At 72.3% G+C, this 16,041-nt stretch carries 13 protein-coding genes; 4 read left to right on the top strand and 9 right to left on the bottom strand.

The genetic code is table 11. The annotated features are described in order from the left end of the window. Positions 1-118 precede the first annotated feature (118 nt). Complete coding sequence (locus VMV22_12550) at positions 119-580, top strand: MaoC family dehydratase (GenBank protein ID HUY23157.1); 462 nt, start codon at positions 119-121, stop codon at positions 578-580. 56 nt (positions 581-636) lie between these two features. Here VMV22_12550 and VMV22_12555 read toward each other — a convergent pair whose 3' ends face one another. The 8 genes from VMV22_12555 to VMV22_12590 form a co-directional block, all read right to left on the bottom strand. Further along, complete coding sequence (locus VMV22_12555; protein ID HUY23158.1) at positions 637-1,839, bottom strand: hypothetical protein; 1,203 nt, start codon at positions 1,837-1,839, stop codon at positions 637-639. Beyond that, a complete protein-coding gene (locus VMV22_12560) occupies positions 1,836-2,813 on the bottom strand; it encodes an ABC transporter ATP-binding protein (protein ID HUY23159.1) in 978 nt (325 codons plus the stop codon). Before VMV22_12560 ends, VMV22_12555 begins: the two co-directional genes overlap by 4 nt. Positions 2,814-3,197: 384 nt before the next feature. Further along, positions 3,198-4,424: an acyl-CoA dehydrogenase family protein gene (locus tag VMV22_12565; protein ID HUY23160.1), complete on the bottom strand. Its 1,227-nt coding sequence runs from the start codon at positions 4,422-4,424 to the stop codon at positions 3,198-3,200. A gap of 27 nt (positions 4,425-4,451) precedes the next feature. Then, positions 4,452-5,297, bottom strand: coding sequence for an alpha/beta hydrolase (locus tag VMV22_12570; protein ID HUY23161.1), 846 nt, complete (start codon positions 5,295-5,297; stop codon positions 4,452-4,454). After that, the gene (locus tag VMV22_12575) at positions 5,275-7,065 is read right to left on the bottom strand and encodes a HAMP domain-containing sensor histidine kinase (protein ID HUY23162.1); all 1,791 of its coding nucleotides are present in this window, start codon (positions 7,063-7,065) and stop codon (positions 5,275-5,277) included. Before VMV22_12575 ends, VMV22_12570 begins: the two co-directional genes overlap by 23 nt. 43 nt (positions 7,066-7,108) lie before the next feature. Next, a complete protein-coding gene (locus VMV22_12580) occupies positions 7,109-7,807 on the bottom strand; it encodes a response regulator transcription factor (protein HUY23163.1) in 699 nt (232 codons plus the stop codon). 52 nt (positions 7,808-7,859) lie between these two features. Next, positions 7,860-8,618 carry a polyprenol monophosphomannose synthase gene (locus tag VMV22_12585; protein HUY23164.1) on the bottom strand — a complete coding sequence of 253 codons (759 nt, stop codon included), beginning with the start codon at positions 8,616-8,618 and terminating at the stop codon, positions 7,860-7,862. 10 nt (positions 8,619-8,628) lie between these two features. Next, positions 8,629-9,789: an AI-2E family transporter gene (locus VMV22_12590; GenBank protein HUY23165.1), complete on the bottom strand. Its 1,161-nt coding sequence runs from the start codon at positions 9,787-9,789 to the stop codon at positions 8,629-8,631. Positions 9,790-9,839: 50 nt separating this feature from the next. Here VMV22_12590 and VMV22_12595 point away from each other — a divergent pair, with 50 nt between their 5' ends. Both VMV22_12595 and VMV22_12600 read left to right on the top strand, forming a co-directional pair. Beyond that, complete coding sequence (locus VMV22_12595; GenBank protein HUY23166.1) at positions 9,840-10,865, top strand: YbhN family protein; 1,026 nt, start codon at positions 9,840-9,842, stop codon at positions 10,863-10,865. Positions 10,866-11,005: 140 nt separating this feature from the next. After that, the gene (locus VMV22_12600) at positions 11,006-12,199 is read left to right on the top strand and encodes a YbhN family protein (protein ID HUY23167.1); all 1,194 of its coding nucleotides are present in this window, start codon (positions 11,006-11,008) and stop codon (positions 12,197-12,199) included. Positions 12,200-12,280: 81 nt separating this feature from the next. Here VMV22_12600 and VMV22_12605 read toward each other — a convergent pair whose 3' ends face one another. Beyond that, positions 12,281-14,473: an RNA degradosome polyphosphate kinase gene (locus VMV22_12605; protein ID HUY23168.1), complete on the bottom strand. Its 2,193-nt coding sequence runs from the start codon at positions 14,471-14,473 to the stop codon at positions 12,281-12,283. A gap of 163 nt (positions 14,474-14,636) precedes the next feature. On the opposite strand from VMV22_12605, the gene VMV22_12610 reads away from it, so the two are divergent. Next, positions 14,637-16,040 (top strand): FtsW/RodA/SpoVE family cell cycle protein, encoded by a 1,404-nt coding sequence (locus VMV22_12610; GenBank protein ID HUY23169.1) that lies wholly within the window; start codon positions 14,637-14,639, stop codon positions 16,038-16,040. The last annotated feature ends 1 nt before the right edge of the window (position 16,041 follow it).

A 16,041-nucleotide genomic window follows, 5' to 3' on the forward strand; every position in this document is an offset into this window, starting at 1 on the left:
GCAGGGCGCCCCGCAGCTCGTCGATCGTCGGGAACTCCATGGGTCGCACGATAGCCGCTTCGCCACGACGACTCGTGTGCTCTTGACCTGCGCGCGGCGCGCTGGTACTTCCCCTCCTGTGCCCGGCCCGCGCCGCCTGCGCCTCGACGAGCTCGAGGGCCTAGTCTCCTCCCCGCTCCCCGAGAGCGGCTGGCGCGCCGTCACCCAGCAGGCGGTGAACGCCTTCGCGGAGGCGACGGGCGACAGGCAGTGGATCCACGTCGACCCCGAGCGCGCCGCCGCCGGGCCCTTCGGGGCGACCATCGCCCACGGCTACCTGACGCTGTCGATCATCCCGTCGATCCTGCACGAGGTGGTGCGCGTCGAGGGGTTCCAATTCGGGGTGAACTACGGGTGCAACAAGGTCCGCTTCCCCTCTCCCGTGAAGGTCGGCTCGAAGCTCCGCCTCGGGGCCGCCATCGGGTCGGTGGAGGACGTGGGCGCCGACGCCGTACAGGTCGTCCTGGACGTGACCATCGAGACCGAGGGATCGGACAAGCCCTCGTGCGTCGCCCAGGTGGTCTACCGCTACACCTTCTGATCCCCGCTCCGGCTGGTCCCCGCTCCGGGACGCCCGGGCCCCGACGCCCGCTTCTCTCAGGCGTCCCTGGTCATCATCCGCCACGCGCCGAGGACGGTCCAACCCACCAGCCAGGCGACGATGACGCAGACGGCCACGGTCGTCGACTCGGGCAGCAGCAGCGACGCCACATGGGGCCCGGCGCGATCCCCGCCACCGCCGAGCGCCAACGGCAGCCCGGCGGGCTCCAGATGGGCCGTGGCCAGCCCGACCACCGAGCGCTGCAGGTTCGACAGGTGGGGGATGCGCGCCCTGGAGAAGATCGGCGTCAGGACGATCTCGAGCACGATCATCAAGATCACGGCGACCGTTCTCTGCCCCAGGAGCGACCCCAGCCCGAGACCGACGATGAACCCGATGGCCGCTTCGAGCTCGATCCACAGCCCGCTCCTGATCATGAGCGAGTCCGACGGGTACAGGAAGATCCGGCTGTAGTCGGAGTAGTCCTGGGCGGCGTTCTGGACCGCCAGCGTCCGCAGCGCGGCGGGGGTGAGCGGCTGGGAGCCGATCGAGCCCACCGGTCCTTTCACGATCGCACCACGGGGACCGCCGGGCCCCACGACGCCGCCGGGGCCGCCGTTGGGGCCGTTGCACGCCAGGGTCGCCGGTGCGGGGCCGGGGAGCTCGCACAGCACCACGGCGGCGTGGTCGGCGGCCCAGCTCTCGAAGCCGGTGCGCGACAGACCGGCAGGCACGTTCACACCGCTGTAGTTGATCGCGGTGGGGGCGGCGAAGACGCAGACGACGCACACGATGGTGAAGCCCATCGCCACCAGCGACCCGATGATGGCCAGCCCGGCGGGGATCCGCGCCAGGTAGAGCGCAAGGCGCGAGCGGCCCGTCACCACCAGGTGCCGGAACATCCCATCGGTGAGGTCGACGGACCCGGCCGTGCAGCCCAGGGTGGCGGCGACGATGAAGCCGAAGACGTAGAGCACGCCGGCGACGAGGGCGGTGTAGATGTCGTAGCCGCCGGCGGGCCCATAGGACCTGGGCGCGATGGCATGCGCCACCAGGCGGACGACGAGGAAGAGGGCGGGGATCCCGATGGTCACCACGACCAGGGCGACCATGAGACCGCGCCGCTTGCGCAGCTCCATGAATCTCGTGGCGATCATGGCGCCGGTGGGGATCCACGATCCCCGGCGGTCGGGTGGCCCTCCGGCGGGCGCCGGCGTCGGCGCCGGCGCCGGTGCGCCCGTGTCGTGCAGGGTCGTCATTCCGACGCCCCCAGCCGACTCGTGACCTCCAGGAACCATGACTCGAGCGAGGTCTGGATCTCCTGGAGCCGGTACACCGAGATGCCGCCTTGCACCAGGACCCGGTTGATCTCGGCGACGACGCCGCGCCCCGTCCCCGCCGGCAGCGTGATCCGCAGCCCCCCCGGGCCGACCTCGACGGCGGCACCGATGGCGGTGGCGTCGAGCAGGGTGCGGGCGCGGTCGGGCTCGGACGTGTCGACCTCGAGCGCGAGCGACGTCCCCGCCAGCAGATCGGAGATCGCCCCCTGGCGGATCACGTTGCCCCGGTCCACGATGGCGACGGCGTCGCAGGTCCGCTCGACTTCGTCGAGGAGGTGGGAGGAGAGCACGACCGTGCGCCCCTCGGCCACCAGCGACAGGATCATGTCGCGCATGTCCTGCATGCCGGCCGGGTCGAGCCCGTTCATCGGCTCGTCCAGGATCAGCAGCTGCGGGTCCCCGATCAGGCAGGCGGCGACCCCGAGGCGCTGGCGCATGCCCATCGAGTACTTCGACACCCGGTCGTCGGCGCGGTGCAGGATCCCCACCCGTTCGAGCGCCGGCCCGATGCGGTGGCGCGCCTCGGGCTCGCGTGCGGCCGCCAGGATCTGGAGGTTCTGCCTCCCGGTCAGGTGGCCGTGGAAGCGGGGCTCGTCGACGATGGCGCCGACGCGTGCCAGGGCGGCGTCACGATGCCGGGGGACGGGGTAACCGAGCAGGGACATCGTGCCGGCATCGGCGTGCGTCAGGCCCAGCAGCACCCGGATGAGCGTGGTCTTCCCGGCGCCGTTGGGGCCGAGGTAGCCGAAGGCGCAACCCCGGGGGACGAGGAGCTCCACGCCGTTCACGGCGACGTTCTCCCCGAACCGTTTGGTCAGCCCATGGGTCTCCACCGCCCATTGGCTGTCGGCGGCCGTTCTCGCCGAGGAGTCGGGGAGCGTGGTCGTTGTCATCCGACGTCCGCCTCTCTCGCAGGCTCGTGCCCGGCGCCGTGTGTGATCCGAGCGAGCGTACCGGGCGGTCCGGCGTCAGTGACGGCGCCCCGCACGTCCTGTCGGACGGAGACGCGGGGTCGTACGGATCCGAGGGGTCGGGCCCGGCGGGTCGGGCCCGGCGGGCGGGGCGGGCGAGCCCGGCGGGCGGGCCGCTCGGGCCCGCTCCTCGGCCGGCTGCCGTCGCGCCAGCACCGCCTGGGCGACATGGCGCCCATGGTCTCGACGGCCTCGGGCGTCATCCCCGGGTGGGCACGCATCGATCGATGGTGCAGGATCGACAGGCGTCGCGCAATCGGGGTTTTCCCTGACGCGCTCCATCGCCCTGCGAAGTCCGGTCGCGGGTCAGAGCGGCAGGTCGCCCGTCGCCGAGCGCGTCGAGCCGTGCTCCTTGTACGCCGTTATCACGGCCTCGGCCACGCGCCACTTGTGGATCTCGTCGGCGCCGTCGGCGAAGCGGCTCCAGCGCGCCTGGAGCAGCATGTCGGCGAGCGGGGAGTCCTTGGAGTAGCCGAGCGCACCGTGGACCTGGACCGCCCGGTCGATCACGCGCCACAGGGTGTTGGCCACGTGGTGCTTGGCCATCGAGACCTCGGTGGTGAACGGCAGACCGTGCTCGATGCGGTAGGCGGCGTGCAGCACCATCAGCTTCGCCTGGTACAGCTCGATGGCCGACTCGCTCACCAGCCACTGGATGCCCTGCTTCTCCGACAGGTACGACCCGTGCGAGTAACGCTCGGTGGCCCGCGCCACCATGAGGTCGAGGGCCGTCTCGATCTGTCCCAGCCAGCGCATGCAGTGCGCCAAGCGCGCCGGGCCGAGCCGGGACTGCCCCAGGCGGTGGCCCTGGCCCCGCCCGCCCAGGCGGTTGGCGTCGGGCACCCGCAGGTCGGTGATGCGGATCTCGCAGTGGTTGTGGCTCCCGGACATGGTCTCCACGTCCCGCACGATCTCCCAGCCCTCGGACGGGACGTCGACGATGAACGCCGTGGTGGCCGCCTGCGGGACCTCGGGATCGTCCTCCGTGCGGGCGACGAGGATGGCGAAGCGCGCGCCGCGTGCCCCGCTGATGAACCACTTGTGCCCGTTGATCACCCATTCGTCGCCGTCGGGCACGGCCCGCGTCCGCATGAGGGTGGGGTCGGACCCCGCCACCTCGGGTTCGGTCATGGCGAAGCACGACCGCATCCTCCCCTCACACATGGGCCGCAGGTAGCGCTCCTTCTGGTCGTCGGTCCCCCAGTGCAGGATCGTGTGCATGTTGCCCTCGTCGGGCGCGTAGCAGTTCACGACGTAGGGGCCGAAGCGCGCCGTGGCCGCTTCGGCGGACACCGCCGCCAGCGCCGTGGGGGCGAGGCCGGTGCCACCCCACTCGGGCGGCATGTGCGGCATCCACAGCTCGAGCTCGCGCGCCCGCTCACGCAGCCGGTCGAGCTCGGCACGCCACTCGCCGCGGCCGGCCGCCCCGGCGACGAGCCGCTCCTCGGTGGGGCGCACGTCCTGCTCGACGAAGCTCCGCATGCGCAGGCGCGCGTCCTCGACCTCGGGGGCGAAGGTGAAATCGATGGCCATGGCCGGCAGTCTCGCATCCCCGGCCGGCTACGTGCCCGTGGGCTGCTCCCGGGGTGCTGCCCGGCCACCGTCGGCGCGCGCCTCGGTGCTGCGCACCGCCGCGGCCACCACCGCGGGCGCGTCGCGGGGGACGAAGTGGCCGGTGCGGGCGATGGTCACGAGCTCGCTCCCGGGGATCGACGCCGCCACGCTCGTGGACACCGACGGCGGGACCACCACGTCCCACGTCCCCGAGATGACCACCGTCGGCGCCCGCACGGAGCCGAGGGCGGTCTCCACCGCGTCGATCTCGCGCATCAGCGTGCGCTGCTCGGCCACGAAGCTGTGCCACACCCGGCGGCCCGGTTGCGACGACACCCTGTCGTAGGTCTCGTCGGGCAGGCTCGCCCGGAGCCACGCCAGGGCGCGGTTCGCCCGGTCGCCGGTGGCGGTGCGCAGCCGGGGCAGGACGCGGCCGAGCGCGAACAGGCCCGCGGCGCTGATGGCCTCGCCCAGGACCGGCGTGGCGAGCACGCGGTCCAGGCCGTTGACGCTGTCGGCCCGGCCGATCGACCCCACGAGCACCAGGCCCGACACGAGCTCGGGCCGGTGCGCCGCCAGCATGATGGCGATCCCCCCGCCGTAGCTGTGGCCCACCACGGTGGCGGGCACCGCGGCGCGCTCGGTCAGGACGTCGGCGAGGGCGTCGGCGTTCCCGGCGATGCCGAGCGTCTCCTCACCGCCGCGCCCGTACCCGGGACGGTCCACGATGAGCAGCCGGTGGTCCGCCAGGCGCTCCGCCACGCGCTCCCAGTCGGTGCCGAGACCCGGCTGCCCATGGACCAACAGGACCGGGCGGCCCCGGCCCCGGTCAACGACGAAGGGACGGGGCAAGGCTGGCGTCATCGGTCGGGCCCGCGCCGTCGGCGGGGACCGTGCTGTCCTCCTCGGGAGCGCCCTCGACCGGATCCGCGCCGCCGGCCCCGCCCGGCACCCGGCCCACCGCGACAGGCGCCGTGTCGTGTGGGGTCTCCCCTGCGGGCGGGGCGAGCGGGATCTCCACGGTGAGCGCCGTCCCCACGCCGGGAGCCGTATTGATGGTCGCACGCCCGCCGTGGGCATTCGCCAGGGCGGCCACGATCGACAGGCCGAGGCCCGTGCCCTCCCCGGTGCGGGCCTGGCTGCCCCGGTAGAAGCGGTCGAAGACCCGGGCCGCCTGCTCGGGGTCGAGCCCGGGACCCTCGTCGGCCACGCGCAGCACGGCCGTCTGATGGCGTCGTTGCACCGACACCTGCACGGGCGTGCCCGCCGGCGTGTGCACGACGGCGTTGCGCAGGAGGTTGTCGACGATCTGGCGGAGCCGGTCGGCGTCGCCGGCCACGACGACGGCTCCGTCCGTGTCGAGGGTGATCGTCCGGCCGGTGTCGTGCACCCGGGTGGCGTCGACGGCGTCGCTCACGACGTGGCACAGGTCCACGGGGGTCTGCTCGAGCGGCCGGCCCTGGTCGAGGCGCGCCAGCAGGAGCAGGTCGTCCACGAGGAGGCTCATGCGGGCCGCCTCGTTCTCGATGCGCTCGGCGGCGCGGCGGCGCTCGTCCTCCGAGTCGAACGCGCCCTTGCGCAGCAGCTCGGCATAGCCCCTGATCGAGGTGAGCGGCGTCCGCAGCTCGTGCGAGGCGTCGGCCACGAACCGCCGCAGACGCGACTCGGACCGGGTGCGCTCGCGGAACGCGGCCTCGATCTGGCTCAGCATCCCGTTGAGTGCGGTCCCCAGCCGACCGACTTCGCTGTGCACCTCGGCACGCCGGATCCGTCGCGTCAGGTCTCCGCGGGCGATGGCGCCGGCCGTCTCGGTCATGTCGTCGAGGGGGCGCATGCCGATGCGGACGATCCACAGGGCCAGGAGCAGCAGGGCCACGCTGACGGCGAACGACACGAAGACCTCGATGTGCGTCAGCGACGCCAGGGTCTCCTCGGTGGGGTCGAGGGAGATGGCGGTGATCAGGACGCCGCCGGGCACGGCGACGGCCTGGGCGCGGTAGTGCAGTCCCGGCGAGCCCACCGCGGCCACGTCGAACGACGGGCTCTCCGGCGCGTACGGGCCGTGGTTCCGCCCGGGGACGTGGAAGGCGGGCAGGTGCTGGACCGCCAGCCGGGCCGGGAGCACGGGCGCGGCGTCGGGGTTGCCCACCGGGCCCGACGGGTCCCGGAACAGCACCTTGCCGTTGGCCGAGATGACCTCGACGTAGGCGTCCGAGCTGAGGCGGCCGGCCAACGCGCCGGGATTCAGCCGGAGAGCCCGGGGCGGGGCCGCGCTCGACGACGGCGTCGCCCCGGCCTGGTCGGCACCCGTCCGGCCCGTGCCGGCCTGGCCCGCGGCGGAGGCGCTGGCGCCACTCGGAACGGAAACGGGAAGCGGCGCCGCCAGGTCCGCGAGCCAGGCGCGGGGGTCCGTGAGCGGCGTCCGGACCCCGCTCTGCAGGTCGCGCTCGTACACCTGATAGATGTAGTTGTAGGCCTGGCCCTGCGACACGTCGAGCTGGTCGTCGAGCCGTCCGAGGAGGAACGACCGCAGCGACGACGACGTGAGCAGGTCGGTCGTGATGAGGCCCGCCACGAGGAGCAGGAGCATGCCGACCACGAGCCGGCGGCGCAGCGTCACCGGGCCCGCCTCCCCCGCTCGCCACACCGGTGGGGCATCTCGCCTACTCCTTGTCCCGGGGCAGGCGGAGCGTGTAGCCGACGCCGCGGATGGTGTGGATCAACGGTGGGTCGAAGCAGTCGATCTTCTTGCGCAGATAGCTGATGTAGGTCTCCACGATGTTCGGGTCGCCGTCGAAGTCGTAGTGCCACACGTGGTCCAGGATGTCGCTCTTGGAAAGGACCCGGCGCGCGTTCTCGAGGAGGTAGCGCAACAGGTTGAACTCCGTGGCGGTCAGCTCCACGAGCGTGCCCTGGCGCCACACCTCGTGGGTCTGGTCGTCCATCTCGAGGTCTGTGAACCGGAGCCGCTCGTCGGCGCTCTGCGCCAACGAGGTCCGGCGCAGGACGGCGTGGATGCGGGCGACGAGCTCGTCGAGGCTGAAGGGCTTGGTGACGTAGTCGTCCCCGCCCGCGGTGAGGCCCCCCACCTTGTCCTCGGTGGCGTCGCGGGCGGTCAGGAAGAGCACGGGGGTCCGCACACCCTGGGCCCGCAGCCGCCGGCACACCTCGGTGCCGTCGACGTCGGGCAGCATCACGTCGAGGAGCATCAGGTCGTGGCCGCCCCGCTCGGCGAGCGCCATGGCCTCGCCCCCGGTGGCGGCGGTCTCCACCGTGAACCCCTCGAAGCGCAGGGCGGCGCCCAGGAGATCGGTGATGTAGGGCTCGTCGTCGACCACCAGGATCCTGTTCGGCTCACCCACGCCCTTCATTTTCGCAGATGAACGGGACGAGCAGGGCGCCGTGGCCCCGGAGCTAGGCGCCGCTTCGCGCCCGGCGAGCGCGCCGGCCCCCGTGGACCAGGACCTGGCCCGCACGCTTGAGGGCCCACCAGGTGACCAGGAGGAGCGCCTCCACCACGATGTGCATGGACATCTTCGACTTGCCCTCGACCCGGTCCACGAACCGGATCGGCACCTCGGTCACCTGGCCGCCCTGCTCGAGGACCCGGTGGACCATCTCGATCTGGAACCCGTACCCCTCGGCCCGCACCGCCCCCAGGTCGATCCGGCGCAGGGCGTCGGCCCGGTAGGCGCGGAACCCCGACGTCGAGTCGGTGACGTGCAGCCCCAGCAGCACCGCCGCGTAGATGTTGCCCCCCTGCGACAGCAGGCGGCGGTGCCACCGCCAGTTGGGGATCGACCCGCCGGGCACGTAGCGGGACCCGACCACGAGGTCGACGCCCTCGTCGAGCGGGGCGATCAGGGTCGGGAGGGCCTCGGGCTCGTGGGAGAGGTCGGCGTCCATCTCCACCAGGGCCTCCCAGCCGCGTTCGAGGCCCCAGGCGAACCCGGCGCGATAGGCGCTGCCCAGGCCGGCCTTGGCCTTGCGCCGCAGGACCTCGATACCCCCGAGCTCCACGCCCAGCTTGTCGGCCATGTCGGCGGTCCCGTCGGGGCTGCCGTCGTCGACCACGAGCACGCCGGCGTCGGGCAGGGCAGCCCGGATCCGCCGCAGGACGCGGTCGATGTTCTCCGATTCGTTGTACGTCGGGAGCACGACCAGGACGCGCACGGGCGGCAGCTTAGGTGACCGTCGGGCGGGCGCCGCCGTTCCCGACCACCTGCAATTGCGCCTCGGGTGCCGTCGACCGCCACAGCTCACGCACGACGACCTGGACCGACCCGGCGATGGGAATGGCCAGCAGGGTGCCCACGAACCCGCCGAAGAACCCGCCCACCAGATCGCCCACGTTGGCACCGACGAGAATCGAGATGAGCACGAGGAGCGGGTTGATCCGTACGGTGCGGCTCATGACGATCGGGTTGAGGACGTGGTTCTCGATCTGCGTGTAGGCCAGGAACACGACCAGGGTGACGATGCCCGCCGTCAGCGAGTGCGTCAGCGCGAAGAGGACGGTGGGGATCCCGGCCAGGGCCCCGCCGATCATGGGCAGGAAGTCGACGAGGGCGACCCACAACGCCCACAACAGCGCGAAGGGGACGCCGAGGAGCCACAAGGTGACGAACACCACAACCCCGGCGATGATCGAGGTGATGAAGTTACCGAGCATGTAGCCGGTGACCGAGCGGTTCACCTCGCCGGCCACGCGGGTGAGGCGCGCGGCGCGCTCGGGCTCCAAGAGCCGCAACACGCCGATGCGGAGCTTCGACGCCTCGAACAGGAGCAGGACCACCAGCATGAAGATGGCGAACAACGCGATCACCAGGGACAGCGCACCCTTGCCGAGCGTCAGCGCCGGCTTCGACAGGTTGGTGGCGAAGGTCTGCAGCTTCTGCTGGTTCTGCTGGACCCAGTGCTGCACGTGGTACCGGCGCGCCAGGTGCCCGATCCACCCCTTGCCCTCCTCTGCCTTGCGCACGTAGCTGGGCAGGTCGCGGATGAGGTGGTTGAGCCCCTGGGCGAGCGGATAGCCGAACGCGAAGGCGAGGCCGGCGAACACGAGCAGCGCCACCAGCGTGACGATCGCCACGGCCGAGCCGCGCCGTCGGACCCCCACCTGCCGCAAGACGCCGACGAGCGGGTTGAGCAGCAGGGCGATGAACCCGGCCACCACCATGAGCAGGATGACTTCGCGCAGCTTGTAGACGATCTGGCCGGCGAGGTAGATCGAGACGACCACCCCCACCGTCGTCAGGATGGCGAGGAGCGGGACGTGGCGCTCTTCGGCCCGCTCCCAGAGCCGGGCGCGCCGGGTCGTGGGCGGCGCGACGTCCTCCGGCATCCCTCCAGCATGGCAGCTGGGACCGCGCGGATCGTGCCACCATGAGGCGCATGCCGGGCTCGGACCACGCGGCCCGACGGCGCCGGTGGGTCCCGCGCGAGGTCCGGTGGGGGATCACCGCGCTCGTCGTCGGGGTCGTCGGCTACCTCGTGCTCCCCGAGATCTCCGGGGCGCGCACGGCCCTGCACCAGATCACCGCCGTCCGCATCCCCTACCTCGTCGCCGGTGTGGTGCTCGAGGCCGCCGCGCTCGTCGCGTACGCGGAGCTCACGCGCACGGTGCTGCCGGCCGGCGCCGTCAGGCGGTCACGCCTGCTGCGCATCGACCTTTCCAGCCTGGCGGTGAGCCACGTCGTCCCCGGTGGCACCGCACCGGGGACGGGGCTCGCCTACCGGCTCCTCACCGAGGCCGGGGTGGCGGGGCCCGACGCGGGGTTCGCGCTCGCCATGCAGGGGGCGGGGTCGGCGGTGGTGCTCAACATCCTGTTCTGGACGGCACTCGTCGTCTCGCTGTTCCTCCACGGGTTCAACCCGCTCTACGGCGTGGCCGCCGGCGTGGGGGTGCTGCTCATGACGGCGTTCGGCGGCGTCGTCGTCCTGCTCCTGCGGGGACAGCACCGGGCCGTCGACGTCATGCGGCGCATCGCGGACCGGCTGCCCCTCCTCGACGGCGAGAGGGTGGCCCACGTGGTCGAGAACGTGGCCGACCGGTTGCGCGCCCTCGTGGGCGAGCCTCGGCTGCTCCGGCGGGCGGTGGTGTGGGCCGCGGCCAACTGGCTGTTGGACGCCGCGTGCCTGTGGGTCTTCATCGCGGCGTTCGGCAAGCTCGTCTCGCCCATCGACCTTCTCGTCGCCTACGGCCTGGCCAACGTCCTCGCCGTCATCCCCATCACCCCGTCGGGCCTCGGGGTCATCGAGGGTGTCCTGATCCCCACCCTCGCCGGGTTCGGCGTCCCCCGGGACAAGGCCATCCTGGCCGTGCTCGGCTATCGGCTGGTCAACTTCTGGCTGCCCATCCCCATCGGGGGTGGCGCGTTCCTGTCCCTGCGCCTCGGCACCCGGTTCCGCCGCACCTGAGGGCGGCCGGGGGGCCGGGGGCGGGCCGGGGCGGGCCGGGCCCAGCGGGCCGGGGGCGGGCCGGGCCGGGCGGGCCGGGCGGGCCCGATCGCCCGCCCCAGTCCCGTGCCCGGACGGCTCCGCGTGGAAGCATGACCTTCATGGAGGAGGGAGCCGTGGCCGCGCCGCGGCGTCGACGAGTGCGCCACCAGGTCAAATGGGGGATCTATGCGGTCGCCCTGTTCCTGATCCTGGAGTACCTGGTCCTCCCCCAGCTGGCCGGCGCCCGCAAATCGCTCGACCTGCTGGGCCGCATCAACATCGCCTACGTCGTCGCCGGCGTGGTCCTCGAGGCCGCCGCGCTGGTGTCGTACAGCCAGCTCACCCACACGGTGTTGCGCCGCGAGGGGCCGCCGCGGTCCCGGCTACTGCGGATCAACATGTCGAGCCTGGCCGTCAGCCACATCATGCCCGGCGGCACCGCACCGGGGACCGCCGTCGCCTACCGGCTCCTCACGCAGTCCGGAGTGGCGGGCGCCGATGCCGGCTTCGCACTCGCCATGCAGGGTGCGGGCTCGGCGCTCGTCCTCAATTCGATCCTGTGGTCGGCGCTGCTCGTGTCGGTGTTCCTCCACGGCTACAACCCGCTCTACGCTCTGGCCGCCGGCGCCGGCGTGGTCCTCATGGGCCTCTTCGCGGGGATCGTGGTGGCGCTCACGCGGGGGCGTGACCGGTCCGTCGAGACCATCCGCCGGTGGGCGGCGCGCGTGCCCTTCCTCGACGGCGACAAACTCGGCATCCAGGTCCGGAGGGTGGCGGAGCGGCTGGCGGCCTTTCTCGCCGAGCCGCAGCTCCTCACCCGGGCCGTGGGGTGGGCGGCGGCGTTCTGGCTGCTCGACGCCTCCTCGCTGTTCGTGTTCATCGCCGCCTTCGGCAAGATCGTCTCGCCGATCGACCTTCTCGTCGCCTACGGGCTGGCCTTCGTGCTGGCGGTCATCCCCATCACGCCGTCGGGTCTCGGGGTCATCGAGGGTGTCCTGATCCCCACGCTGGCCGGGTTCGGCGTCCCCCGGGGGACCGCCATCCTGGGCGTCCTCGGCTATCGCCTGGTCAACTTCTGGCTCCCCATCCCGGTCGGGGGCATCGCCTACCTGACGCTGCGCTTCTCGGGCGAGGGCTGGGGGCAACGGTTGCGCCACGCCCGGGAGGAGGTCGCCAGCCTCGACGACGAGAAGGTCCGCCGTGCCACCGACGCGCTGCCGGCCGAGCCGGTGCCGACCGACCGGGTGCCGCACCAGGGCCCGGTACGGGGCGACCGGCGGCCGACCCAGAGGCCGACGACGCCCGACGCCTGACGTCGGGACCGGGCTGCTCGGCGCCCGTCCGGCCACCCAGCCGGTCACCGAGCCGGCCGGCCGGCCGCGCAGCCGGATACCTCAGCCGGCGGGTGCCCCCAGGGTGTCGGCTTCACGCCGCCGGCGGGCACGGTCACGGGCGAGCTCCTGGAGCCGGCGCTGGGCGCTGATGCCCTCCACCCGCTCCACCCGCTCCCAGGAGCCGTTCGGGCCGAGCGCCCACGAGTTGGTGTCGTCGGCGAGGTTCAGCTCGAGCACTTCGAGGAGCCGGGCCTGCAGCTCGGGGTCGCACACCGGGGTCAGCACCTCGATGCGCCGGTCGAGGTTTCGCTCCATGAGGTCGGCGGACCCCATCAGCAGCGTCAAGGGCCGGTCGCCGGTGCCGCCGAAGCGGTAGATGCGGGAGTGCTCGAGGAAGCGCCCGACGATCGACCGGACGCGGATCGTCTCCGAGACACCGGGGACGCCCGGCCGCAGACAGCACACCCCGCGCACCACGAGATCGATGGGCACGCCCGCCGACGACGCCAGGTACAGAGCGTCGATCACGTCGGGGTCGGTGAGACCGTTCACCTTGATGGCGATGCGCCCGTCGGGCCCCGCCGCGGCCTCCTGCTCGATCAGCTCCACGATGCGCTGGCGCAGCGCCATGGGGGCGACCACGAGCTTGCGGTAGCGCGCGTACCGGCTGTAGCCGGTCAGGAAGTTGAACAGGTCGCCCACGTCCGCCCCGAGCTCGGGGTCGGCCGACAGCAGCCCGACGTCCTCGTACTGCCGTGCCGTGCGGGGGTTGTAGTTGCCGGTGCCGAGGTGGCAGTAGCGGCGGATCCCGTCCTCCTCGCGCCGCACCACCAGCGCCGCCTTGGAGTGGGTCTTCAACCCCACCAGGCCGTAGACCACGTGCACGCCCGCCTCTTCGAGCGCGCGGGCCCACAGGATGTTGGCCTGCTCGTCGAACCGCGCCTTGAGCTCGACCACGGCGGCCACCTGCTTGCCGGCCTCGGCCGCCTGGATGAGCGACGCCGCGATGGGGCTGTCGCCCGACGTGCGGTACAGCGTCTGCTTGATGGCGAGGACGTCGGGGTCGGCGGCCGCCTGCGCGATGAAGGCCTCCACCGACGTCGTGAAGGAGTCGTAGGGATGGTGCACGAGGACGTCGCGCTCGCGCAGCACCGCGAAGAGGTCCGCAGGCTCGTTGCCGGCGTTGGCGAGCCGCGGGGGCGTCATGGGGGCCCACGCCGCCTCGTGGAGGTCGGGGCGGTCGAGCCGGTGCACCTCCCACAGGCCGCCGAGGTCCAACGGTGCGGCGATCTCGTAGAGGTCCTCGGGCCCGAGGTCGAGTTCGTGCACCAGCATGTCCCGGAGGTCGGTGGACATCTCGGCGGCCACCTCCAGGCGCACGGCCCGGCCGAAGCGGCGGCGGCGCAGCTCCATCTCGACGGCGGCCAGCAGGTCGTCGGCCTCGTCCTCGTCGAGCACGAGGTCGGCGTTGCGCGTCACCCGGAAGGCGTAGTGCTCGCCGATCACCATGTCGGGGAAGAGGGTGGACAACTGGGCCGCGATGATCTGCTCGAGCGCCACGAAGCGCTCGCCGTCGGGCATCACCACGAACCGGGGCAGCAGGGGCGGGACCTTCACCCGGGCCACCCGCTCCACCCCGGTGATGGGGTCGCCGACGCGGACGATGAGGTTGAGCGACAGGTTCGAGATGTACGGGAAGGGGTGCCCGGGATCGACCGACAGCGGCGTGAGCACCGGGAAGATCTGGCGGTGGAACACGTCGACGAGGTGCTCGCGGTCGGCGGCGTCGAGCGAGGACCAGTCCGCCACCCGCACCCCGGCGTCCGCCAGGGCCGGCACGACGGCTCCGACGAAGATGTGCGACTGGCGGTCCACGAGCTCGGTCACCCGCGCCCCGATCGCCCGCAAGGTCTCGCTCGGCCGCAGCCCGTCGGCGGACCGGGTCCGCAACCCCGCGTCCACCTGGTCCTTCAGACCGGCCACCCGCACCTGGAAGAACTCGTCGAGGCCCTCCGAGAAGATGGCCAGGAACTTCACCCGTTCGAGCAGCGGCACCTGGTCGTCGGCGGCCAGCTCGAGCAGCCGCGACCCGAACTCGAGCCACGACAGCTCACGGTTGGTGAACCGCTCCGGCCCGCGTTCGGTCACCGCGTCCTCGGTGGCGACTGCGGTCAGCGTCGGTGCCGGGTCACCGCCCGTGCGTGTCTGCTGGACGGGTGAGCCGGAGCGAGGCGCGGGCTCGGGGGATGGCATCAACCTTCAAGGGTACTGCCGGCGACCCCCGGAAGTGACCCCTCGTCCGAAGGGGCGCGTGCCTCGGAAGGCCTGGTGAGCGGCGACCGGGCGCCCGGCCGGGACGCACGGGTCGCCCGGGGATGCCGAGGCCCGCGAGGGGCCCGGCGGTAGGCTCGTCCCGGTGCCTCGACCCTTCCGTCGCCTCGCGCCCAGCGCAGGCCAGCGGGTTCGCCGGCCGAAGCCCAAGCGGCGGACCGAGCTGGGACTCCTCGTGCTCGCGGCGCTCATCGTGGTGGCGGCCTACGTGTTGGCGTCGGTCGGCACCACCTCGAAGATCCCCGCCAACCTCGGGCCGTTCCTCGGCATCGTGGTGGGCCTGGCGCTCGCCGCGCACATCGCCAACCGCATCTACGCCCCCGACGCCAACCCGGTCCTCCTGCCGATCGCCTTTCTCCTGAACGGCCTGGGCTACGTGATGCTGGCACGGATCGCCGAGCACTGGGCCCGGGCGCAGGCGGGCTGGACCGCCGTCGGCGTGGCGGCCTACATCCTCACCCTGATGGTCGTGCGGCGGTCACGTGACCTCGACCGCTACCGGTACCTCCTGCTGCTGGCTGCTACCGCCCTCATGCTCTCCCCCCTCGTGCCCCATTTCGGCCAGTCCCACAACGGCGCTCGCCTCTGGGTGCACTTCGGGCCGGTCGTCGGCCAGCCGGTGGAGCTGGCCAAGCTGGCGCTGTGCATCTTCTTCGCGTCCTATTTCGTGGAGAAGCGCGAGCTGCTGTCGGTCCCGACCCTGCGCGTCGGCAACCGCCTCGTGCTCGACCCGCGCCCGCTCGTCCCCATCCTGGTGGCGTGGGGGTTCACCATGCTCGTCCTCGGCGCCGAGCGAGACATCGGCTTCGCCGTGCTGATCTTCGTGCTGTTCATGTCCATGCTGTGGCTGACCACGGGCCGGTGGAACTACGTCATCCTCGGCGTCGTCCTCTTCGGCATCGGCGCGGTGGCGTCGAGCCGCCTCTTCTACCAGGTCCACCAACGCGTCACCGAATGGTTGCATCCCACGACGACCGGTCAGATCATGCTCGGGCTCTACGGCATGGGCAGTGGGGGCCTCCTCGGCACAGGGCTCGGGTTCGGCCACATCGCGCCGGTGTGTGCGGGATGTTCGAACCCCATTCCCGAGGTCCAGAGCGACTACATCTTCGCCGCCTTCGGCACCGAGATGGGCCTGCTCGGCACCACGGCCATCGTGTTCGCCTTCGTCCTGCTCGTCGGTGCCGGCATGCGCATCGCCCAGCGGGCCCGCTCGGAGTTCGCCCAGGGGGCGGGGGCCGGGCTCACCGTGATCATCGGGTTCCAGGCCTTCTTCATCATGGCCGGCATCGTGCGGATCCTGCCGCTGACCGGGATCACGCTCCCGTTCATGGCGTACGGCGGCTCGTCCCTCGTGGCCAACTACGTGCTCATCGCGCTGCTCATGCGGATCTCCGACGAAGGAGAGCGCGCCATCGTGGCCGAACAGGCCACAGCGATGCGGGTGCAGCCCCCGGTCACGACATCCATCCCCGCCGTCAACCGCTGAC

The sequence above is a fragment of the Acidimicrobiales bacterium genome (assembly GCA_035531755.1).
Taxonomy (GTDB): Bacteria; Actinomycetota; Acidimicrobiia; order Acidimicrobiales; family UBA8190; genus DATKSK01.